At 67.1% G+C, this 20,978-nt stretch carries 21 protein-coding genes, 1 other RNA gene and 2 pseudogenes; 13 read left to right on the top strand and 11 right to left on the bottom strand.

All coding sequences use genetic code 11. The features are described 5' to 3' along the window. Window positions 1-21 precede the first annotated feature (21 nt). Window positions 22-1,074, bottom strand: a complete 1,053-nt coding sequence (locus FB559_RS19935) for a DUF8094 domain-containing protein (protein ID WP_141957029.1) — start codon at window positions 1,072-1,074, stop codon at window positions 22-24. A gap of 128 nt (window positions 1,075-1,202) precedes the next feature. Between FB559_RS19935 and prfB the strand changes: the two genes are divergently transcribed. Next, window positions 1,203-2,321, top strand: coding sequence for a peptide chain release factor 2 (gene prfB / locus FB559_RS19940; protein ID WP_141957030.1), 1,119 nt, complete (start codon window positions 1,203-1,205; stop codon window positions 2,319-2,321). Window positions 2,322-2,333: 12 nt separating this feature from the next. On the opposite strand, the gene FB559_RS19945 is transcribed toward prfB, so the two are convergent. Beyond that, window positions 2,334-2,519 carry a hypothetical protein gene (locus tag FB559_RS19945; protein WP_141957031.1) on the bottom strand — a complete coding sequence of 62 codons (186 nt, stop codon included), beginning with the start codon at window positions 2,517-2,519 and terminating at the stop codon, window positions 2,334-2,336. A 279-nt stretch (window positions 2,520-2,798) separates the two neighbouring features. On the opposite strand from FB559_RS19945, the gene ftsE reads away from it, so the two are divergent. The 7 genes and pseudogenes from ftsE to ssrA all read left to right on the top strand — a co-directional run bounded on the left by ftsE (window position 2,799) and on the right by ssrA (window position 8,251). Further along, a complete protein-coding gene (gene ftsE / locus FB559_RS19950) occupies window positions 2,799-3,497 on the top strand; it encodes a cell division ATP-binding protein FtsE (RefSeq protein WP_141957032.1) in 699 nt (232 codons plus the stop codon). 53 nt (window positions 3,498-3,550) lie between these two features. After that, window positions 3,551-4,456: a permease-like cell division protein FtsX gene (gene ftsX / locus FB559_RS19955; protein WP_141957033.1), complete on the top strand. Its 906-nt coding sequence runs from the start codon at window positions 3,551-3,553 to the stop codon at window positions 4,454-4,456. Window positions 4,457-4,597: 141 nt separating this feature from the next. Then, complete coding sequence (locus FB559_RS19960) at window positions 4,598-4,843, top strand: S41 family peptidase (RefSeq protein WP_246122514.1); 246 nt, start codon at window positions 4,598-4,600, stop codon at window positions 4,841-4,843. A gap of 6 nt (window positions 4,844-4,849) precedes the next feature. Continuing rightward, entirely contained in the window at window positions 4,850-5,323 is a 474-nt protein-coding gene (smpB, locus tag FB559_RS19965) for an SsrA-binding protein SmpB (RefSeq protein ID WP_141957035.1), read from the top strand. 8 nt (window positions 5,324-5,331) lie between these two features. Then, on the top strand, window positions 5,332-7,155 hold the full coding sequence (locus tag FB559_RS19970; RefSeq protein WP_141957036.1) for a penicillin-binding transpeptidase domain-containing protein: 1,824 nt from the start codon (window positions 5,332-5,334) through the stop codon (window positions 7,153-7,155). A 99-nt stretch (window positions 7,156-7,254) separates the two neighbouring features. After that, a pseudogene (locus FB559_RS19975) lies at window positions 7,255-7,447 on the top strand (IS481 family transposase); the annotation flags it as partial. Between the two features lie 429 nt (window positions 7,448-7,876). After that, window positions 7,877-8,251, top strand: a transfer-messenger RNA (tmRNA) gene (gene ssrA, locus FB559_RS19980). Between the two features lie 448 nt (window positions 8,252-8,699). On the opposite strand, the gene FB559_RS19985 is transcribed toward ssrA, so the two are convergent. The 6 genes from FB559_RS19985 to FB559_RS20005 all read right to left on the bottom strand — a co-directional run bounded on the left by FB559_RS19985 (window position 8,700) and on the right by FB559_RS20005 (window position 15,765). Continuing rightward, entirely contained in the window at window positions 8,700-11,645 is a 2,946-nt protein-coding gene (locus tag FB559_RS19985) for a CHAT domain-containing protein (RefSeq protein WP_185792304.1), read from the bottom strand. Then, window positions 11,642-12,757, bottom strand: coding sequence for a hypothetical protein (locus FB559_RS19990; protein ID WP_141957038.1), 1,116 nt, complete (start codon window positions 12,755-12,757; stop codon window positions 11,642-11,644). The genes FB559_RS19985 and FB559_RS19990 overlap by 4 nt, the downstream gene beginning before the upstream one ends. Continuing rightward, window positions 12,718-13,500 carry a hypothetical protein gene (locus tag FB559_RS19995; protein WP_141957039.1) on the bottom strand — a complete coding sequence of 261 codons (783 nt, stop codon included), beginning with the start codon at window positions 13,498-13,500 and terminating at the stop codon, window positions 12,718-12,720. Before FB559_RS19995 ends, FB559_RS19990 begins: the two co-directional genes overlap by 40 nt. Before the next feature lie 205 nt (window positions 13,501-13,705). After that, entirely contained in the window at window positions 13,706-14,032 is a 327-nt protein-coding gene (locus FB559_RS46235) for a fructosamine kinase family protein (RefSeq protein ID WP_221640088.1), read from the bottom strand. Beyond that, the gene (locus tag FB559_RS46240) at window positions 13,921-14,493 is read right to left on the bottom strand and encodes a fructosamine kinase family protein (RefSeq protein ID WP_221640089.1); all 573 of its coding nucleotides are present in this window, start codon (window positions 14,491-14,493) and stop codon (window positions 13,921-13,923) included. The genes FB559_RS46235 and FB559_RS46240 overlap by 112 nt, the downstream gene beginning before the upstream one ends. 357 nt (window positions 14,494-14,850) lie before the next feature. Beyond that, window positions 14,851-15,765, bottom strand: a complete 915-nt coding sequence (locus FB559_RS20005; protein ID WP_141957040.1) for an NAD(P)-dependent oxidoreductase — start codon at window positions 15,763-15,765, stop codon at window positions 14,851-14,853. Between the two features lie 58 nt (window positions 15,766-15,823). Here FB559_RS20005 and FB559_RS20010 point away from each other — a divergent pair, with 58 nt between their 5' ends. The 5 genes and pseudogenes from FB559_RS20010 to FB559_RS20025 all read left to right on the top strand — a co-directional run bounded on the left by FB559_RS20010 (window position 15,824) and on the right by FB559_RS20025 (window position 19,426). Next, window positions 15,824-16,183 carry a MerR family transcriptional regulator gene (locus FB559_RS20010; RefSeq protein WP_141957041.1) on the top strand — a complete coding sequence of 120 codons (360 nt, stop codon included), beginning with the start codon at window positions 15,824-15,826 and terminating at the stop codon, window positions 16,181-16,183. A 65-nt stretch (window positions 16,184-16,248) separates the two neighbouring features. Beyond that, the gene (locus FB559_RS20015; RefSeq protein ID WP_221640090.1) at window positions 16,249-16,929 is read left to right on the top strand and encodes a GNAT family N-acetyltransferase; all 681 of its coding nucleotides are present in this window, start codon (window positions 16,249-16,251) and stop codon (window positions 16,927-16,929) included. Between the two features lie 164 nt (window positions 16,930-17,093). After that, window positions 17,094-18,305: an epoxide hydrolase family protein gene (locus FB559_RS20020; protein WP_141957042.1), complete on the top strand. Its 1,212-nt coding sequence runs from the start codon at window positions 17,094-17,096 to the stop codon at window positions 18,303-18,305. Between the two features lie 147 nt (window positions 18,306-18,452). Beyond that, window positions 18,453-18,563, top strand: a pseudogene (locus FB559_RS46755) (hypothetical protein); the annotation flags it as partial. Window positions 18,564-18,574: 11 nt separating this feature from the next. Then, the gene (locus tag FB559_RS20025; protein WP_141957043.1) at window positions 18,575-19,426 is read left to right on the top strand and encodes a pentapeptide repeat-containing protein; all 852 of its coding nucleotides are present in this window, start codon (window positions 18,575-18,577) and stop codon (window positions 19,424-19,426) included. On the opposite strand, the gene FB559_RS20030 is transcribed toward FB559_RS20025, so the two are convergent. The 3 genes from FB559_RS20030 to FB559_RS20040 all read right to left on the bottom strand — a co-directional run bounded on the left by FB559_RS20030 (window position 19,405) and on the right by FB559_RS20040 (window position 20,759). After that, on the bottom strand, window positions 19,405-19,620 hold the full coding sequence (locus tag FB559_RS20030; RefSeq protein WP_141957044.1) for a hypothetical protein: 216 nt from the start codon (window positions 19,618-19,620) through the stop codon (window positions 19,405-19,407). The two genes, FB559_RS20025 and FB559_RS20030, sit on opposite strands and share 22 nt — an antisense overlap. 99 nt (window positions 19,621-19,719) lie before the next feature. Further along, window positions 19,720-19,944, bottom strand: coding sequence for a translation initiation factor IF-1 (gene infA, locus FB559_RS20035; RefSeq protein WP_141957045.1), 225 nt, complete (start codon window positions 19,942-19,944; stop codon window positions 19,720-19,722). A gap of 50 nt (window positions 19,945-19,994) precedes the next feature. Further along, window positions 19,995-20,759 carry a GNAT family N-acetyltransferase gene (locus FB559_RS20040; RefSeq protein WP_141957046.1) on the bottom strand — a complete coding sequence of 255 codons (765 nt, stop codon included), beginning with the start codon at window positions 20,757-20,759 and terminating at the stop codon, window positions 19,995-19,997. Window positions 20,760-20,978: the final 219 nt, after the last annotated feature.

Raw genomic sequence — 20,978 nt, forward strand, 5'->3', positions numbered from 1 at the left:
CCGCCCCCGACACCGTCCGGGTCAGTGGGCCGCCGGGACCGCCGCCTTGATGGTGCCGCCGTCGGCACCGATGATCGTGGCCTTGTCGCCGTCATCGCCCTTCTTGGGCTGAGGCGGCACCAGCGTGGCGAACTGCAGCGTCTGGGTCACGTCGAGCTCGCTGTGCACCAGATCGGCCGAGATGAACGGCGCCGCGTCCTTGGGGATCGGCACGTGTCCCGGCTTCTTCTTGTTCTTGATCGAGACCGCGTCGCGACTCAGGGCGTACAGGACGATGCCGCCGCCGTCGGTGGTCGCCAGCGGAAAGATCGGGAAAGCGGTCGTGGCGTACACCGTGTTGATGTGCAGGCCCGAGCCCTTCTTCGGCTTCGTCGCCTTCTGGTCCGAGCTGTAGTAGTCGGTCGTGTGCTTTCCGGTCTCCATGACCTTGGCCGCGACGTTCCCCGGCCCTTCCTCGGCGAGCGTGGCCTGGATGGAGGGCACGACGCGCGGCGGGATCAGCAGCGCCGCGTCGAACGTCGCGAGCGGTTTCGCGTACCCCTGGTCATCCACCGCGATCTTCGGCGGCTTCTGCTTCTTGTCCAGCAGCGTGGCCAGGCTCAGCCGCCAGCGCTGGGTGGGCTTGCTGCGGACGAACCCCATGATCACGGTGTGCGGGTCCTTGCCGTCCACGGCGCTGCGCCGTACGACCGCCACGAACCACTGGATGCCCTGGGGCAGCAGGCGCGGCACGTAGAGCGTGGGGGCGCCGTAGCGATACCGGGGGACCGGGTCACCCTTGGCCACCGCCCTGCGGAACGCCGCCGCGGTCAGCTGTGACTGCCCTTCGCTGGTCCACCACAGGGCCAGCCGTTCGTCCCCGCTGGCACGCGCCACGTCGTCGTTGGTCACGAACGCCCGGAACGCCTTGTCCGCCGTCTGCGGGGTCATGGGCTCGGGCGGAGGGCTGGCGTCGGGGCTGGACTGCGCCGCGGCCGGCTTGGTCTGGGCCTGGCTCCGTGAGTCGTCCGAGCACCCCACCAGCCCGGCGAGGGCCAGTGCCATCGCCAGCGCAGACGTTACCGCTGTCCTCATGCTCCCCGGCCGATCATCGTTACCGCTGTCGGGCAGAGTATGCCAGGCAAGTTCAAGTGCCCGGACGCGAGGTGATCAGGTGGTGGCTCGCGTACCCCGGGGACCAGGCCCCAGGTAGGCTTTCGGTCGTGGCAGCCATCGATCCGTCTGAAGAGCTGAAGGAGCTCGGCGCCATGCTCGGCGGCGTCGAAGCCGTACTCGACCTCGACGGCATGCGCCGTGACCTCGAAGAGCTTCGTGAGCAGGCTGCCGATCCGGAGCTGTGGAACGACCAGGACCGGGCGCAGTCGGTCACCAGGCGCCTTTCCTACCTCGAAGGCGAGCTCGGCAAGGTCGAGGGTCTGCGGCACAGGCTCGACGACGCGGCCCTGATGCTGGAGCTGGCCTCGGAGGAGGGCGACGAGGAGACCCGCGCCGAGGTCGAGCGGGAGCTGGCCACTCTCCGCAAGGAGATCGAGCAGCTGGAGGTCCGCACCCTCATGTCGGGCGAGTACGACGCCCGCGAGGCCCTGGTGACGATCAACTCCCAGGCGGGCGGCGTCGACGCGGCCGACTTCGCGCAGATGGTGCAGCGGATGTACCTGCGCTGGGCCGAGCGGCACGGCTACCCGACCGAGGTCTATGACACCTCCTACGCCGAAGAGGCCGGCCTCAAGTCCACGACGTTCACGGTGAAGGCGCCGTACGCGTACGGCACGCTCCGTGGTGAGCACGGCACCCATCGCCTGGTCCGCATCTCGCCGTACGACAACCAGGGCCGGCGGCAGACCTCGTTCGCGGGTGTGGACATCGTCCCGGTGGTGGAGCAGACCGACCACGTCGACATCCCCGAGGACGAGCTGCGGATCGACGTCTACCGCTCCAGCGGGCCCGGTGGTCAGGGCGTCAACACGACCGACTCGGCCGTGCGCATCACGCACCTGCCGACCGGCATCGTGGTCTCCTGCCAGAACGAACGCAGCCAGCTGCAAAACCGAGCGACCGCCATGACGGTGCTCCAGGCCAAGCTCCTCGAGCGCAAGCGTCAGGAAGATGCCGCGCGCATGAACGAGCTGCGTGGTGAGTCGACCAGCTCATGGGGCACCCAGATCCGCAACTACGTCCTCCACCCGTACCAGATCGTCAAGGACCTGCGTACGGGCGTCGAGGCGGGCAACCCCACCGCGGTGCTCGACGGCGACATCGATGAGTTCATCGAGGCCGAGATCCGGTGGATGCGCCGGCTGGAGTCCGGCGACGGCCAGTAGCCGCGGCGCCGGCTAGTTCAGTCCGATCTTCAGCGCGATCAGGAGGGTCAGCGCCAGCAGCAGCGCGCCGATCAGAACGGGTGATACGCCGAATGTTCCAGGGTGGTGCATCTCAGTGCGTGCCGCCCGGCAGGCGGCGCAGCGTCCTTCGACGACGGGTCCCGCACACCGAGCACAGATCAGGTGTTCGCAGCTCATCTGGCTCCTCTCCGAGGTCAAATCGTGGGACCGGCCCGGCCCGGGGGACCGCGCCCGTCCCTTGGCCCGCACCGGCGTCGGATGTGGTCCGCCGGGGCGTGTGATGCTCGGTTGCACCTATGGGTGTACCCAAGTTGGACGATCCATGCCAGTCTCCCCCTTAGACTGCTGCTTGGCCAATCGGCCCTCCGAGCCGCGAAGCCACCCTGGGGCTCCTGTCCCTCAAAAGACAGCCGTCCCCGTCCCCCAGCCCCTAGACTGACACGTCGTGATGCAGCCGTGATCCACTTCGATAACGTCACCAAGATCTATTCCCACCAGAGCCGCCCGGCCCTGCAGGGTGTCAATGTGGCCGTCGAGAAAGGCGAGTTCGTCTTTCTCGTGGGTCCCTCCGGGTCCGGCAAGTCCACCTTCCTGCGCCTGATCCTCAAGGAGGAGCGGCCGACGCAGGGCGGCATCCACGTCGCGGGCAAGGAGCTGAACAAGCTCACCAACTGGAAGATCCCCCACCTGCGCCGTCGCATCGGCTGCGTGTTCCAGGACTTCCGGCTGCTGCCCAACAAAAACGTCTACGAGAACGTCGCCTTCGCGCTGGAGGTCATCGGTAAGCCCCGGCGCTTCATCCGCAAGGTCGTCCCCGAGGTGATCGACCTCGTCGGCCTCGAGGGCAAGGCACACCGCATGCCGGACGAGCTGTCCGGCGGTGAGCAGCAGCGGGTGGCCATCGCGCGGGCGTTCGTCAACCGGCCGATGATCCTTCTCGCCGACGAGCCCACGGGCAACATCGACCCGGCGACCAGCATCGGCATCATGAAGGTGCTCGACCGGATCAACCGGACCGGCACCACGGTGGTGATGGCCACGCACGACGCGGCCATCGTCGACGCGTTCCGCAAGCGGGTGGTGGAGCTGGAGGACGGTCGTGTGGTTCGCGACCAGTCCCGCGGCGTCTACGGCCAGGCATACGGCGGCGTGTAGCCTCCCACGGGAGACGAGACCACCCCACAACGGACGACCAAGGACAGCGAGGCATGCGCGCACAGTTCGTTCTTCAGGAGATCTGGATCGGTCTCCGCAGGAACCTCACGATGACCATTGCCCTCGTCGTTACCGTCGCGATCGCCATGGCGCTGTTCGGCACGGGCGTCCTGCTCAAGATGCAGGTCGACAAGTCGAACAACTACTGGTCGGACAAGGTCGAGGTCTCCGTCTATCTCTGCAACAAGCTGAGCGCCAACCCGGCCTGCCACAAAAACGAGCCGAGCCCGCAGGCCAAGGCCCAGATCAAGGCCTCGCTCCAGTCGTTGCCCCAGGTCGCCTCGGTCGTCCAGGAAACCCAGGCGGAGGCGTACCAGCGGGCCAAGGAGCGGTTCGCCGACACCCCGGGCTTCTCCGACACGATCCAGCTCGGCGACATCCCCGACTCGTTCCGGGTGAAGCTGAAGGATCCCAAGCAGTACACCGCGGTCGCCGCGCAGATGAACGGCCGTGAGGGCGTCGACCAGGTGATCAACGAACGCGCGATCCTGGAGAAGTTCTTCAAGATCCTCGGCGGCCTGCAATGGGCCGCGCTGATCATCGCCGCGATCCAGGTCATCGCCGCCGTACTCCTGGTGGCCAACACGATCCGGCTGTCGGCCTTCAACCGGCGCAGGGAGACCGGCATCATGCGGCTGGTCGGGGCCTCCAACCTCTATATCCAGCTGCCCTTCGTGCTCGAAGGTGCGATCGCCGGACTGATCGGTGGCCTGTTCGCCGCGGTGCTGCTCGGGTTCTCCAAGGTCTTCCTGCTCGGACGGCTGACGAAGAACCTGCAGTTCGCCACCGAACTGGGCTGGCTGGACGTCACGCAGGTCATCGTCTTCTCGGTGTGCTTCGGCGTGGTCCTGTGCTCGCTGGCGTCCTTCCTCACCCTTCGTCGCTACCTGAAGATCTGATCGCCGCCCAGGCGGTCTTCCCATGTCATGAGCGGGCCGGCTCCTAGAATCCCCACATGCTCCGCCCCAGCGGCCGTGTGTCCCACCAGCCTGCCGCCGCATCGATGGGGTGCCGCCATGCCGGGTAATCGCGATCGCGCGATGATCGTCGGATCGCGTACCTTCGGAAGGGGATCGGTTCGAGAGCCGTTGTGGCGGGCCGGCGGTTCCGCGACCGGACTCACTGTCGGTCGCCATCGGACACCGCGTGGTCGTAGCCTCGACGGATTCCGGATCGAGCCCGATATGGCGGTCGACCCGGACCGTCTACCCCGGAAGGCCGAGCGGTGCGCGCACACGATGGTGCGCGGGCTGCCGGCCGCCCTGCCGACGAAAGACCGAGGCTGAGTTCCAGTGCCACGCGAACAAGGGCGCAAGCTCATCGCGCAGAACAAGCGCGCGCGTCACGACTACCACATAGACGACACCTACGAGGCCGGCCTCGTGCTCACCGGCACCGAGGTGAAGTCGCTGCGCGCTGGCCGTGCCAACCTCACGGACGGGTACGCTCACATCCGCGACGGTGAAGTCTGGCTCGAGGGGGTCCACATTCCCGAGTACACGCAGGGAACCTGGACCAACCACGCCACCCGCCGCCCGCGCAAGCTATTGCTGCACCGGCGGGAGATCGGCAAGCTGATCGGCACGATGAACGAGTCCGGGTGGACCATCATCCCGCTGTCCTTGTACTTCAAGGACGGAAGGGCCAAGGTCGAGATCGCGACGGCGCGCGGCAAGCGCACCTACGACAAGCGGCAGGCCCTTGCCAAACGGGACGCGGACCGCGAGATGGAACGCGCCCGAGTGGCACGGTTCAAGAGGCGCTGAAGGTGGTCATGCGAAGGGTCCGTGGGGTGGCCGCCCTTACCGGGGCGCTGCTGGTCACGACTGCTGTCTCGGGCTGCTTCGCGGAGCCCTCGCCACTTCCGACGGTCCGCGACTTCCTGGTGGCCTGGCAGAACGGCAACTACTCCGGCGCCGCCAAGCAGACCAACGGCGACCGCAAGGCCGTCGCGGGAGCGCTCGAGGCGCTCCCCGGCCAGCTCGACCTCGCCTCACTGCACCTGGCGCTCGGCCACGTCCGCAAGGACGGCGACGACGCCACCGCGCAGTTCGAGGTCCAGATCGACCTCGGCGACAACGGTCCGCCGTGGGACTACGGCAGCCAGATGCGCCTGCACCGCTCGGGAGGGCAGTGGAAGGTCGTGTGGAGCCCGTCGATCATTCATCCGAAGCTCGGTAAGGGGCAACGGCTGGCGGTCGTCACGGAGACGCTGCCGCGGGCCTACATCCAGGACTCCAAGGGCCGGCCGCTGACCAAGAAGACCAAGGTGGAGATCTTCGGCGTACTGCCCGGCCAGCTGGCCAAGCCGGAGGCGACACTCGACCGCCTCTCCAAGATCACGAACCTGGACAAGGACCGGGTCCTCGGGCGCGTACGCTCGGCGCCGCCACAGGAGTTCCTCCCGCTGGTGACGCTTCAGCTGCCCGACCAGGTCGAGGAGGCGGCCCAGCTGCTGCAGGTGCCGGGCGTACAGGCACGTACGCGCTATCTCCAGATCGCTCCTACCGCCGCCGGCGACGTCGTCGGCAAGCTCGGCCCGGCCACGGCGGTCCTGCTTCAGCAGGTCGGCGCCCCGTACCAGCCGGGCGACACGATCGGAGTGTCCGGACTCCAGGTGCTCGACCAGCGCAGACTCGCCGGCACCCCGACCGTCAAGGTGGTCGCCCAGGGGCCGTCGGGATCGGGCAGCCAGGTGCTGTACGAGCTGCCGGGCGCCCCTCGCCAGCCGGTGAGCACGACGATCGACCAGCGGGTCCAGGTGGCCGCGGAGAAGGCACTGCAGGGTGTGCACGGGGCGGCGTCGCTGGCCGTCGTGCACCAGGCGACCGGAGAGATCCTGGCCGCCGCCAACCACGGGACGAACGGCAAGAACCTGGCGTTCGAGGCCCACTACCCGCCGGGGATGACCTTCAGCATGGTGACCACCCAGGCGCTGCTGGGCTACCACCAGAAGGTCGGCGCCAAGGTGCCGTGCCCGTCGACGTACAAGGTCGGCGACGAGGTGTTCCACGGCAAGGCGTCGAGCAAGGCGACGTTCTCGAGCAACTTCGTCCGCAACTGCCCGACGGCGTTCGCGTCGCTGTACCGCTCCCTGACCTATCAGGACCTGCGGACGAGCGCGTCGCGCTTCGGCATCGGCGTGCCGTGGACGCTGCCGCTGCCGTCCTTCCCGGGCTCGGTCCCGCCGTCGGCCAACGCCGCCGACCAGGCGGCCGCCATGGTGGGCGAGGGCCACATCGAGGTGAGCCCACTGTCGATGGCACTGGCCGTCCGTGCGGTGTACAGCGGCACCTGGAAACCCCCGAGCCTGCTGAAGGACCCGTCGCCGCCACAGCCGATCCAGCCGCGGTCACTCGACTCGGACTCGATCTCGGCGCTGCTGCCGCTGCTGCGCGCATCGGTCAAGAGCGGCCCGGGCCGAGCCGCCAACCTGTCCGGCTCGCCGGTCAGCGGCGTCGCGGCCACGGTGCCGTACGGCTCGGGGAAGACGGTGTCGTGGTTCGTCGGCTTCCGCGGGTCTTACGCCTTCGCCCTGGCCGTGGAGGGCAAGGTCAACGCCGCGGCCGTGGCGGCGAAGTTCCTGCGCGGGACCTAGGTCTGCCGACGGTTGGATGATCTTGGTAGAGGTGTGGCGTGGTGTGGATTGCGAGATCTGCACCGGCGACCAGAAGGCCTTCCTGCCGGAACATGACGCATCCCTGGGCGTCTTCGCCTGGCGCGTTGTGTCGTGGGGGACGGCCGGCCGTTGCGGCGGGCCGCCGAACGGTTCCAGGTCTCGGTTAGCGGTGGGCCGGCCGCTACGGCCAGTGTCCGGTGAGGCCGGCATGACCGATCGCTCCAGCCGCCCCCATGCCCGCCCGCGGCGCACGCCGACCTGGACCGAGCGTCCTGGCGCGGGGCCCGGTTTTCGGTCCTCAGGAGGCTCGTTCACGCTCCGTGATTGCTTTGTCATCCCTTGACTCATGGGCGGCAACCATCCCTGGCGTCACTGACGTCTTAACAGATGACTGAGATACCGCTTGGGGGGTTGCGGACTCAGTCGCCGTGATGAGACCAGAGCCTCGTCTCGGGGGAGGCTCTGCCGTCCGGACCGGCCCGACCCTGCCGGTCACCCCCGTGGGTGTGCCTAGTCCACGCCCACGGGGGTTCTCATCTTCCAAGCGACCCTGACCTCCCACGACCCCACCGGCCCAAGCCGTCCAGGTGGTCACCGCCCCCGCTTCCCCTGTGTGGGCGGGAATCTCGTTGGCGTGACCTGTGTTGTACGTGTACGGTCGACGTGACGGGCACCTCGGTGTCCGGTTGATAATTCAATAGGGGGTGATCGGTTTCGACTTTGGTATGTCGAGATATGGGGAAGCGGGCCGAGGGCTGCGGTTGTGACCTCGTTAATCCTGTGACCGCAAAACAACAAGTGCCAACTCTAAGCGCACTCAGTTCGCCCTTGCCGCCTGAGGCTAGGTAGCGAACTTGTCAGCCCGGGAGCGTCTCCGACCCGGGGTCTGGCATCGTAAGGAGACTCCACCTGTAGTCCCGGCCGCGGGAACAACGGGAAAAACTAACAGCGGCTGAGCCTGTCGGCGACACGCCTGCGTGAGCGCCGGGGCTGAGAAAACGACTAGCAGGATGCGCCCGGAGAAGCCCTGTCTTGGTACCGAAGGACGCGGGTTCGATTCCCGCCACCTCCACTGTGTCTGCCCGGGGGGACGACCCCCCGGAACCCCCCGATGTGGGGGGCTCCGCCCCCCACGCCCCCCGCGGGCTGGGGTCGGAAGAGGCACCCTTGTTCATTCGACGGCGTTGCTCGTCCACCTGCTCTTTGGAGCGGTGGGGGCGGCGCCGTTGTTGTGTTCCGGCGGTGTTGTCCCGGCTGCGCGGTGTCGCTACGTGTGTCATCCGGCCCGGAACGGCTGACATGCACGGGCATTTGCGTCATGTCCACGTTGAGCGCGACGATTCCCCCTAATCCACGACGATGACTGCCTGCGGACGACGTCGGCGAGAGACGGACATCGAGGCGCCTGCTCGCGGCTGGACGCTCCAAGGCAGTCGTTCATCTCAAGTCCTGCCTTCTTGAAGAGGGATTCATTCGAGGCTTATTGCCGAGTGGTGATCGGTGGTTGATGCATGTCAGTTGGGTTAAGGCCCGCTGTGGATCAGGGCCGCCCAGAGATCAGGGCGATCGGGATATTCGGTGCGTAGCCCCCTGATGACCTGGTGCAAAGCCAGGGCAGCGTCCGCCGCGGAATGCCCTTGCTTGAGAGCATCGTAGAAGCGCTGCGAGGCATCGGCAGCGAAGTCGTCCTCCAGCGGCCAGAGGCTGGCCATGACATGACGGAAGCCGGCCAGGTGGAACGCAGAGGCAAGGTTGATGGACTCATCGGCGTGGACCAGGCTGCGATGGGCGGTCGAGCAGGCGGACAGGTATGCCAGCTCCGCGTCGGCCAGTTGGAGTCGGCTCACTTCCGGGATCGTCAGCATGCCGTCGTTGAGGCGCAGCCCGCCCTTGGACGGTGCGCCATAGTCGGCGGTGGCGTGGCAGGCGAAGTGCACCCAGGTAGCGGCGGGCAGGGCGGCGCGCACTTCGTCGACGGATGCCCGCCAGTTCAGCAGTGGCGGGATGGCGGGCCGGTCGCGCACCAGGTTGAGGGCCTCTGCGATGGTGCCACGAAGGTCGGGCAGTCCGGGCGTGTGGGCCAGCGCGACGGTGAGCTGGCGCCGGGCACCCGCTGGGGGTCGGTCGTGTGCGTACGCGAGCATCCGCAGCGTCGGGATGTAGGAGGAGACGAAGGCGTCCAGCGCGCCGGGCTTACCGGGATGTCCGGCGGCATGTAACGGGAACACCCCGAGTGGGCCGACGGGGAGCCACCATATCCGCTGTGGTCCGTTCGCAGGGGGTAAAGCCTTGCTCACCGGCAGCGCAATCGTCTTCCACAGCCATCCGAGAACCTCCTTGAGGTCTTCTCGCCACAGCAGCTGAGCCGGGCCGCTAGACGCGCGAATGGTGGAAAGGAGCACCCCGGCCATGGCGGAGATATCGGCCGGTGCCAAGTCCGGTAGGGGGACCGGTACGGGATCGCCGTCAGCGCCGATGAGGATGGCGTCAGCTTGCTCGCGGCCCGAATTGACCATGACGACAGTGCCACCGTGGGCAGCGTGCCGTAGTTTGAGCAGCTGCGGCGTGCACAGGAAGCGGCCGAAGCCGGGCCGTTCGCGGATCTGGCTGACCAGGTTCTCATAGCGGGTCCACAACTCTGCCCGGTTCCCGGCCTGGCCGGGCGAAGACACGTTGAGCATGTCCCGGACCCGGCGAAAGGAGTCTGCGAAATGGGGCAGTTGCCGGTCGAGTTCGGTGAGGTCGGTGCGAGAGTCCAGCTGTGCGGCAAGCAGGATTCCCCTACCCAACTCCGCGATCTCGGCCGCACCGGTCGGGTCGCCGATCGCGCAGTGCGCGGCGACGGCCTGGCTCACCAACCCGGCAAACTCACCGAAGCGGTGCTCTCGGTCCGCCCAGTCGGCTTCTCGCGCGGCGACGGCGGGAAGCAACGTCACCGCCGCGTCCAGCACCTCCACTGCGGTGGCGTGGTCACCTATCGCATTCGCGAGCGTGCCAAGGTTTCCTCCGGCTTGGACCCGGGCTCTAGGCGAGGCGTTCCGTGCGGTGGACAGCCGGCCGATGAGGGCGCGCACCGTAAGCTGATCGATGCCTTTCCTGCCTGGCTCAGCCCGCAGGTAACCGGCCGCGAGCTGGGAGAGCACGGAGGGCAGTTCCGGATCCCCGTCCGGGGTGGCCGCCGCCGCCCGTCGCAGCGCCGCAAGCCCCTCGGTCAAGTCAGTGTTCAGGCCGGTTCGATCGTAGCGGTTAAGGCGGCACCTGCCGAGGTTGCCCAGTCGGGCGTACAGGCGCCGGTCGCCATCTGGGGTGGCGGCCACGGCGCGTTCGCACAGCGCGATCGCCCGGCCCGGATCGCTGGCCTCGACGGCGGTGGCGAGGTTGGACAGCCGCACCGCCAGTCTCGGATGATCGTCCGGGGTAGCGGCCACCGCCTGCTCAAGCAGTTCGACGGAACGTTTGAGGTCGCTTGGTGTCCTGCTGAGCTCGAAGCGACGTGAGTAGATCATGCCGGCGTTGGCCAGAATGGCAGTCCGGTGGTCGGGGTCGGCCGGCAGGCTCGTCAGTGCCCGGTCCAGCAGGGCGACCGCCCGGTCCAGGTCACCGGCGGAGCCTCCGTGTCGGTAGCGCTCGCTGTAGGCGAGGCCGAGGCTGGACAGCGTGGCATGGTAGCCGGGCGCCCGCGGGGCTATCGCGATCGCCTGCTCGTGGCAGTCGATCGCGTGGTCCAGGTCGGCGGGCAGTCCGTGATTCGCGAACCGCTCACGGTAGGCCACGCCCAGCTCGGTCAGCCTTTCCGCGCTCTCGGACACCGGCACGGTCGTGGCCACAGCTAGCTCGAGATATGTGATCGCCTGGTCGATGTCGTCGGCATCGCCGTCGCGTGCGTAGCGTGATCTGTGATCACGGCCGAGCTGGGCCAGCTGGGCGCCCGGCAGGGACAGCTGCGACCGGTAGTCCTCTGGGGGTCGGTGAGCCCATGACCAGGTGCGTTGGCGGGGTGAGGTGAGTGCGGGCGGTTCGCCCGCGCAGCGCAGACAGTCGCTCATCGGCGAGGCAGGCGACGCGCCGCCGAGGGAAGTAGTCAGCGGTCCACCGCACTGGCGACAGAAATCCATTTTCATCTCGGCCAGAGTGCCCGGGGCCTGAGGGTTGCCCTCGTATGCGGCCCGCGCCAAGTGGGCTGCGGCTTGCTCGGAAAATCCGACCGATTGAAGGGCCATGCCTAGGCCGTTACGAGCATCGCGGTGGCCCGGCTCGAGATAAACACATCGTGCGAAAGGAATCAGCGCGCCTCCGATATTCCCGGAATTGAACCGGCTGACACCGAGGAGGAAATGGCTGTTCGGCGCGTTGGGTACAAGCTCGATCGCGGACTCGAACGCCGCGATCGCCTGTGGATATCTTTCCAGCTGATAAGCCGCCTTGCCCTTCTCGAAGAGCTTCTCGGCTCGACGCTCTGCAGATTTCATGATTCTTCGGCAACCGGGGTGCTCAATCCTGCTCGCTGTATCCTGGCGATCATCCGTTTGAGGCATATCTGACACAAGAGCCATTTGTCGCCTGGGCGAGGCGGAGACAGCGGTGCGCTGTCGATGATTCCGCTAGCGCGGAACTCCTCAAATCTCGCTCTTCCCACGGAGCCCGCGGTCTCCCGCCGGTAGATCTTCTTCGCGCACAGGTCGCAGGAGTCCACGACTTCGGGCTGCTCGGCGGACGCCGGCCAGCGACCGAAGACGTGCTCCCAGGCCTTAGCGGCCACCTGGACACATTCGCTCGGATCTACCGGGCCGCACTTGGGCGGGCTGACTTCGCTGACGGCGTGCGACCGTGCCTCGTCCCGTTTGATCAAAAAGAACTCGCTGCAGTCCTCGCAGATCAGCCATGGGGTCCTGGAGCTGGCTACGTGCTGCAGCATCCTGGCGAACATGAGCAACTGCATGTGTTCGTCCCATTCGGCGTCGTCTTCCATCATATGGGCGCGAATCTTCGTGGCGTACAGTCGCCAGTACGCCTCCGACACCACGACGTCAGCGGTCGCGAGGTAGTAGCCCTGAGCACGGTCCAACGGCGCGCTACAGGAGTCACAACGAGATGTGCTGCCAGTGGGACCGGCCAAGGTCTGCGGCGAGGACGGTCGGTGGCCAAAGATGTATTCCCATGCCGCGCCGGCGACCACGGCGCATTCGTTCGGATTCACCGGGCCGGACTTGCGCGGGCTGACTCCGCGAACGGCGTACGACCGCGCCTCGTCCCGCTCGAAATCGAAGAACGCGCTGCACTTCTCGCAGATCAGCCACGGAGCCTCGTTACCGGCCACACTAGTAAGTAGCGTATGAAACGCGGCTTGTTCATCCAGTCCGGCAGCGTTGCCCCTGGGCGTCCCGACCATGTCCGCCATGATCTTGAGGGGCTCGATATGGTTCCGCCAGAAGGGCTCTGACATGACGATATCGGTGGTCGCGACGTAATAGCCTTGCGTGCGGTCTAAGTTCACGCCGCAGCAGTCGCAAGAACCAACGGATGGGCTGCCGTCCGTATTGTTCAAATTATGGCCAGATTTCCTGCTTTTGAACCAGCCCATAACGCCCTTCCATCCCGGAACAACGCGTACTTTACGGAGCGCCATCGCCCGGCGCCGACATCCCAGTGAAGTTCGGCACCGCGGACGTCTTCGGCGGTCAGGTCGAGGTCAATGGCGGCCAACCTGGCCGCGTCGGTGAAGTCGGCTGGCAGCACCAGCGTCGTCCTCGTCGACTCCGGCAGGACAACGTCAAGGTCGGTGCGGGCGTGCCGGTGATTGCGCAACAGGCGAATGCGCCCGATCGCGCGAGCGGCCGATTCTCCCAGTGACTCGCCGAGCTTTGTCGCGAATGCCTCTGCGAACGGCCCGAGGAACTTGACCGTAACGAATCCGACGGCTAGCTCCACGAACAGGTCCGCCCGATACGACACATTGCTACGGAAACCTGACTTATAGTATTCGTCTGACCTAGCATCCTGAAACGAGGCGAACCATTGCGTCTCTTCAGAAGAATCAAGGAGAAAATCTCGCCAGGAACCGTCCTGGCTCGCCAGCTCATCCAATTCCTTCGGGTTCAAGCCAAGCACCGTCAGCACCTGGTCATCGCTGTCGCGGTCGCCAACCTCAACGGCGAGCTGCTCGGCCTGCCTGCAGATATAACGGCCCTCACCGACACGATGGGCGTTGAGCAGCGCCTGGCCGAGCGTGCTGAGCGCACGCGCCTCGCCGGCGCGGTCGTCCCGGTCCCGTGCGTCGGTGACGGCACACGCGGCCGCTTCGATCGCGGAATCATCCCTTGCCATGACCCAATTGTGACGCAACCACTGCCTGGCGGAGACGTCCACAGGGAATCCGCATTGGCCTTGTATTGCCCAACTGTGAGTTAAGGAGAGCCGAAATCGTCATTACAGTGGAGGGAAAGTCCTCCTGGCGCTTCCTTAAGTAGCGGCGCTTCCAGCTCCGATCACAATGCTGTGAACTGGGTACTTGTGTTCGAGTAAGCGGTCGTCAGGTCCACTGTGTCTGCCCGGGGGGCCAGTCGCCGTCGAGGGAGGTCAGCTCCGCGTAGACCTCGAAGAACCGTCGTGCCTCGGCCGGGGGCGAGGTGGACCACACGTGGGCGAGGTCGACCTCGGCCCACATGTAGGACACGGCCGGGTCGATCAGCGCGGGCCGGCCGCCCGGGGTGGCCATGAGGCTCTGTGCCCACAGATCGCCGTGCGTCAGGCATGGCGGACGGTCCGGCAGCAGGTCGGGCAGCCGGTGGCACAGCCGCTCCAGCGCCGCGCGGTCTCCGGCGTCGAGTGCCGCCTCGACGCGGGGCTGGCCGACCACCGAAGCAGCCGATGCCGGGTGAAGAACGCAAAGCCGTCGTCGTCCCAGGTGTTGACCTGTCGGCGGCGGCCCAGCCAGTTGTCGCGGTGCCATCCGAAGCGAGGGTGGGTCGTACTCGTGTGCAGGCGGGCGAGTGCGTGTGCGAACTGCTCCCAGAAGGGCTCACTGCGCGGCCTCGGCCGGAGTACGGACAGCACAAGCAGTTCCCGGTCCGCCAGGATGACCTCGGGTGTCGCCATCCCGCCGAGCTCACGCAGGGCGGCCAGCCCTTCGGCCTCGGTGACGAAGACGTCGTCTCCCGGTGCGTCGGCGAAGGCCTTGACGAACACCGGCGGTGCGTTCCGGCGGGTGGCTATGCCCGCGAGCGCCGCGACCCCACCGGTCGCCGGCTCCACCGCGACGACGTCGCGCATCCCGGCCTGGAGCAGGCACTCGAGCAGGTACGTCGCCGAGCGCACCACGTCGGGCCCCTCCTGTCCGGGGTGATCGTTTCGCCAGATCCTATGCGGACGACACCCGGCCCCTCCCGAGGATCGGCCTCCGGCCCAGGGCCAGGCGACACGGCATGCCACGGTCCGGTCGCTGCGCTCTCCCGCTGCTGGAGGCCGACGGCTATCCCGGGCGAGTGACCGCCCGGCTAGCCGGGCTCGTGTTCGGCCGCCTGGAGCCGCTGCCACTTGGCCATCGACTGCGGCCGTCCGGGCCACTGACTTACTCCGCTATCGGCTCGTACTCGTTTGCCGATGAGCGGATATCTACGCTGCATGGATTCGGCGGGAAACGTCCTGGGGTGTCGTGGTCAAGCTCGGCCGCGATCGTCAGGACCTTGCTCGGCTCGATGCGCCGGCTGGGGTGAGGATCTGGGCGAGTCGTGGATATCCGTCGTGGCCGTGGCCTGCTGTGATCGCGCGGTCGATGATGGCCTGCACGGCGTGCAGGGGGCCGGTGTCCATGCCACGCGCTTCGGAGGCCTCCGCAACGTGGGTGATCGCGGAGCCTGCCGATGCGATGCTCGACGTGTTGCCGGGAAAGCGGCCTTCGAGGAGTTGGCCGGCGAATCCGTCGATCATGTCCGGCAGCAGGTTTCCGATGCCTTTGGCGAAGCGGGCGAATGCTGTGGGTGTGATGCCTTCGGTGGTGGCCATCGCGAAGGAGTGCGCCAGGCCGCCGATCGTCATGGCGAAGAGGTCGAGCAGCGCCATCTCGTATGCCGCTGCGGTGCCGTAGTCGTCTCCGAGGTAGATGCCGCTAGGGCTGAACGTCTCCAGCGTGGTCCGGCTTCGGGTGAAGACGGGCTCGGGGCCGCAGTACAGGATCGACGCGGAAGGCGTGCCGATGGTGGGGGCGGGTGTCAGGATCGCGCCTTCCAGGTAGGGGATTTCGCGTTCGCCGGCCCACACGGCCATGGCGCGAGCCTCGTCTGAGTGGCCGCTGGTCAAGTTGACGAGTGTCGTCGCGGACCAGTCGGCGACGTCGCCGACGATCGCCTGGAGTACGTCGTAGTTCATCACGCAGCAGATCACCAGGGACGCTTGGCGTACCGCGTCGGCTGCTGTGGGCGCAAGCGTCGCGCCTTGGGCGACGAGCGTGTGTGCCTTGTCCGGCGTACGGTTCCAGATCACGGTGGATCGGCCGGCTGCGACCGCCGCGGCGGCGAATGCTCGGCCCATGGGGCCGAGCCCCAGGACGGTGAGGGTGGAGTCCGGTCGGCTCTCAATGGTGTTGTTGGGCATGGCTTGCACGGTAAACGTTCACGTTGACGTGAAGGTCAAGTTTTGATTCGCTTGGTGGGTGCGGATAAGCGAGCTGGCCCGGAGGACGGGCACGAGTCCCCGGGCGTTGCGTTACTACGAGGAAAAGAGCCTCTTGCGGCCCGATCGCAGCGCGAGCGGCTACCGTGATTACGACGAGCGCGCGGCGCAAGCCGTTCGTCACATTCAGCTGCTGCTGTCCGCCGGGTTGGGGACGTCGGTCATCGCAGAGATCCTGCCTTGCATTCCCGACGACACGACCGTGCTCGCCCCCACCTGCCCGGAACTGCTCGACGGTCTGGCAGAGGAGCGCGTCCGGATCACCAGGTCCATCGACAAGCTCGCGGCCGCCCGTGACATCCTGGATCAATTGCTCCAAACCAGGCCCGTACGGGATTGACTCGACCATCTGGACGACGCACTTAGCGAACGCGTTCTTCTGCCGCTGGCAGCGCGCTCGTGCCGATGAGCGTGCACTTCGTTCTGCCTGTCCGCCGAGAAAACCCGTTGCGAGTGGCCGGCATCGAGTATCTGATTGTCTGGCCATTGATCACGGGAGGGGACCTGACGCGCATGGCCCTGCCGACACCCACGTTGCACACCGCTCGCCTTCGGCTACGTCCTTTCGACGACGCGGACGCGAACGACCTCTTCGCGCTGCACAGCAACGCCTACGTGCTGCGCTACTGGGACGCGCCGCCATGGAGCGAACGCGTACGCGCCGAGCGTTTCATCACGGCTTGCCGGCAGATGGCGCAGGGAGGCACCGGGGCGCGGCTGGCCGTGGATCGTATCTCCGACGGGACGTTCATCGGCTGGTGCAGCCTGAACCGGTGGAATCCGGACTACCGCAGCGCATCGCTGGGCTACTGCTTCGGTGATGCAGCGTGGGGCCACGGTTACGCGACGGAGGCCGCACGCGTATTGCTGCGGTGGGCATTCGACTCGCTGGACCTCAATCGCGTCCAGGCTGAGACCGATACGCGCAACGTGGCATCTGCCCGCGTGCTGGAGAAGCTCGGCTTCATGCGTGAAGGGACATTGCGGGAAGACTGCGTCGTGAACGGCGAGGTCTCCGACTCGTGGGTCTACGGGCTGATCAGGCGCGAATGGCGGCCGTCGTCCGAGCCGGTCCCCGCCCGCTGAATCCTCGCTTCCTCGCGCGACGTCGCCCGGGTGCGTTGATCGGGATTTCGTCCGTGTCAAGTGTCAGATTTCTGACTTGCGGCTCGTCGGGTGTGAGAGTGGACTGAGGGAGCGGCAGCTTCAGTTGCCCGCGCCGGGTTCAGACAGAGAGGCAGTGGTCTGACATGACCTCGCCCGAGCAGGAGCAGGAGCAGGCTGACGGCGTCATCCAGCCGTTCACCGTGCAGATCCCCGAAGAGGCGCTCGACGATCTGCGCCGCCGCCTGGCGATGACGCGCTGGCCGAGCAGGGAGCTTGTCGACGACCGCTCTCAGGGTGTGCAGCTGGCCGCGATGCAGGCGCTGTGGCAGTACTGGACGACAGAGTACGAGGGACGGCGGGTCGAATCCCGGTTGAACGCGCTGCCTCAGTTCACCACTGAGATCGACGGTGTGGACATCCACTTCGTGCACGTCAAGTCCGAGCACCAGGAAGCACTGCCGCTGATCATGACCCACGGCTGGCCGGGCTCGGTCATCGAGATGCTCGACTCCGTCGGCCCGCTCACCGATCCCACCGCGCATGGCGGTTCCGCTACGGACGCGTTCCACCTCGTGCTGCCGTCGCTGCCCGGGTACGGCTTCTCGGGACAGCCGGTGGAGGTCGGGTGGGACCTCGACCGTACCGCGCGGGCATGGTCGGAGCTCATGCGCCGGCTCGGCTACGACCGCTATGTGGCCCAGGGCGGCGACGTCGGCGCCGGCGTTACCGACAGGTTGGGACGGCTGGGCGCCGAAGGGCTGGCCGGTATCCACACCAACCTGCTCGTGCCGGCGCTCGACGACCCGGCGTCGCTGCCGGACGACGGGGACGCCGAACGCGCGGCGCTCGCCGCGATCAAGACCTTCCAGACCAGCGGGATCGGCTACTTCACGCAGATGGCCACCCGGCCGCAGACGATCGGGTACGCGCTGCTGGACTCGCCGTCCGCTCTTGCCGCTTGGATGCTCGACCACGACACCGACGCCTACTACAAGATCGCCCGCGCGTTTCTCGATGGCCGGCCCTCGGGCAACCTCACCCGCGACCACATCCTCGACAACGTCACGGCCTACTGGCTGACCGGCACAGGAGCGTCCGCGGCCCGGTCGTATTGGGAGGCCTACGGGCCGGACGCGCCCGCCGCAGGCAGCCGGCCGCTCCCGCCACCGCGAATCCCGGTCGGCTTCAGCGCGTTCCCCGGCGAGATCTGGCGGACACCGCGCAGCTGGGCCGAGAAGTCCTACCCCACGCTCAACTACTTCGGCGAGCCCGAACGGGGCGGCCACTTCGCCGCCTGGGAGGAGCCGGAGTTGTTCGCGACTGAACTGCGGGCCGCGTTCCGTCCACTGCGGTAACCGCGCACGCGGCAACCAACGGCCGGCAAGGCAGACATCTGTTCATGCCGCGATGCCCGAACGATGCGCGCGCTCACAGGTGAGTCCTCCGCCGCAGGTTGTCGGTGGCGATCCGTAATGTCCTGAGCATTACGACGCCTCCGGCGTTCCCTCAGCTTGGCCCCGGACCACGGGATCATGGAGAACATCGGCGATCCGCTGACCTTCGAAGAGCCGCCATCATCGCGGTACGGTGCTCGGCCGGCAGATGGCGTGTGAGGTGGCGTGGCGTGAGCGGGGCGTTCCGAATAGAGGCGGCGCAGAGGGGTTTGCGTCGGTACTGGCTGGCCCGGGGTGAGCTGAACGGTGGGCGTTTCGAGGTCGCGGACGGCAACTTCAATGTCAGCTTTGCGCAGGCACGAATTGTGGATGTCGACTTTTCCGGGCTGAGGTTTTCCAGCTTTGGGGCGTACGACTCCGTCTTCGAGCGCTGCGACTTCTCTCGGACCGCGTTCGACAACGTCGGTTTCGGCGCCACTACCGCCGATGAGCAGTGGGACCGGCTGGCCTGGCCGGCGACGTTGTACCGGGAGTGCGTCTTCGCGCGTACTCGGATACCTCCGGAGGCCTTTTTTGGCAACGCCCGATTCGAGCGCTGCCTGTTCGAGGGCGCCCGCCTGCGCGATCTGATCCATACGCATGAGGCGCAGTTCGTCGAGTGCACATTCCGCGGCAAGATCCAAAACACGAACTTCTGGGGTAAGCCCACGGAACGAGCCCTGGTGCTCGGCCGCGACCGCAACGCCTTCACCGGTAACGACCTCACGGGCGCGGACCTGCTCGATGTCGCGTTCATACACATCGACCTGGACGCGCAGAGGCTTCCCGGCCTACCCGACTACAGCGTCTTGGACCGCGTTGATCAGCGCGTAGCGGTTGCGCTGGCCGCCATGGCTGATTGGCCGGACAACGAGATCCAGACTGAGGCGGCACGGTCCCTGAGGTTCCAGGCCGATTGTGCGATCGAGTACAACAACGGGCACGCCGTGGTGTCTCGGAACTGGGTCGGTCGGCGGCTGCCACCCGACGTCCGCGACCAGATCTTCGGGATGCTCGTCAACTACAGCGATGACCAGCAGTAGAGGTTCCGGCCGCTGGCCCCTGCCGACCTTGCCAGGTCCCGCAGCCGGACGTACCGAACGGCTTCATGTTCGTCCAGCAGCTCATCCTCGGCGTACTCCGCCAACCGCTCGTCGGACACGCCGGCCAACGCCAGGACGACCTCCGGCCGCACCCGCGTCAGCCACGGCCCGTCAGCATCGGCTGTCCTCGACAAGTAGCGCATCGAACCGCGGCCGCGGCGGTATCGGCGACAGGCTGGAAGCCGGACGCCGATACCGCAGGCAGGTGACGTGCCTACCCGGCGCGCCTACCGCTACGTCCTGTAGCGGAAGAGGATCCGGCCGCGGGTGAGGTCGTACGGGCTGAGCTCCACGAGCACCCGGTCGTACGGCAGGATCTTGATGTAGTTCCTCCGTATTTTCCCGCTGATGTGTGCGAGCACCTTGTGCCCGTTCTCGAGCTCGACTCTGAAGGTGGCGTTGCGCAGGCACTCGACGACGGTGCCTTCGACTTCGATGCCCCCTGATGTTCGTGCCATGGTCTTCACCTCTCCGATCGGTGACGAGTGACGAGTGACGTGGTGAGGCGTCAGCGGAGGACCAACTCCAGGTTGCTGCTCGCGCGCCGGGCGCCGACGCCCTCGAACAGCGCCACGGCCGCCCCGTTGGATTCGTCCACTTCGGTCGATGCCGCTTCGACCCCGGAGCGGTGCGCCGAACCCAGCGCGTGGGCCAGCAGCGCCCGGGCGATGCCGCGGCGGCGATGGTCGGATGGGACCGCGAGCAGCCCGATGCGTGGCCGCACGGTCACCCGCCCCGTGACCCGGACCAGTCCCACGTAGCGATCGGCTTGCACCGCCACCGCGTACTTCGACGGGTCCAGCGGCGGAGTCCCGTTCGGCAGGGCCGGCACCTCGGCCGGCATCGTTGCCCAGCCGACGGTGGCGTCGACTTCGTCGTGGATCGTGGTGTAGACCTCGCGCAGCGGGTCCTCCTGCGCCGCACCGGCGGGCACTATCGTCACGCCCTCCGGCGGAAGCACGGAGCCGAGGCCCGTGGCCCGTGGGTCGGTGGGCACGAGGTACTCCCACTCGCGCCGCCGGGTCGTGAAGCCCGCTCGGTGCCAGCGGGACGTCAGGTCGAGGTCAGCCTCGTCGACCAACGTGTAGAGCGGCCTCGGCAGGTCCGCCAGCATGGCGTCGGCGAGTTGGTCGAAGACCGCGCCTTGCCACGAGTCGATGCTCAGGAGGATCCGGCCGGCCCTGCGCAGAGTGTCTCCGCGGCCGACCACCCGGTCGTCCTCCACCGCGTGCCACTGCCGCTCCGCCACCCTGGTGATCACTATTGGGTGCATAGGTTGTCGCCTTTCGGGAGTGCCTGGTTGTCGAGGCGCTCCCGGCGACCCCTAAGTCAGTCGTCCGGCCGTGACAACGAAGGGGAGCACCCACCTCGAAACAGCGTTCATGGGTCTCACCTCCTCGCGTGATGTCACGGCGTCGCAGATGCTAACAACCGAACCTCATCCCGCCCAACCTCTTTTTCGGTGCCGGACCGCGCGGCCGGCGAGGCGAGC

This window comes from Actinoallomurus bryophytorum (genome assembly GCF_006716425.1).
Lineage (GTDB): Bacteria > Actinomycetota > Actinomycetes > Streptosporangiales > Streptosporangiaceae > Actinoallomurus > Actinoallomurus bryophytorum.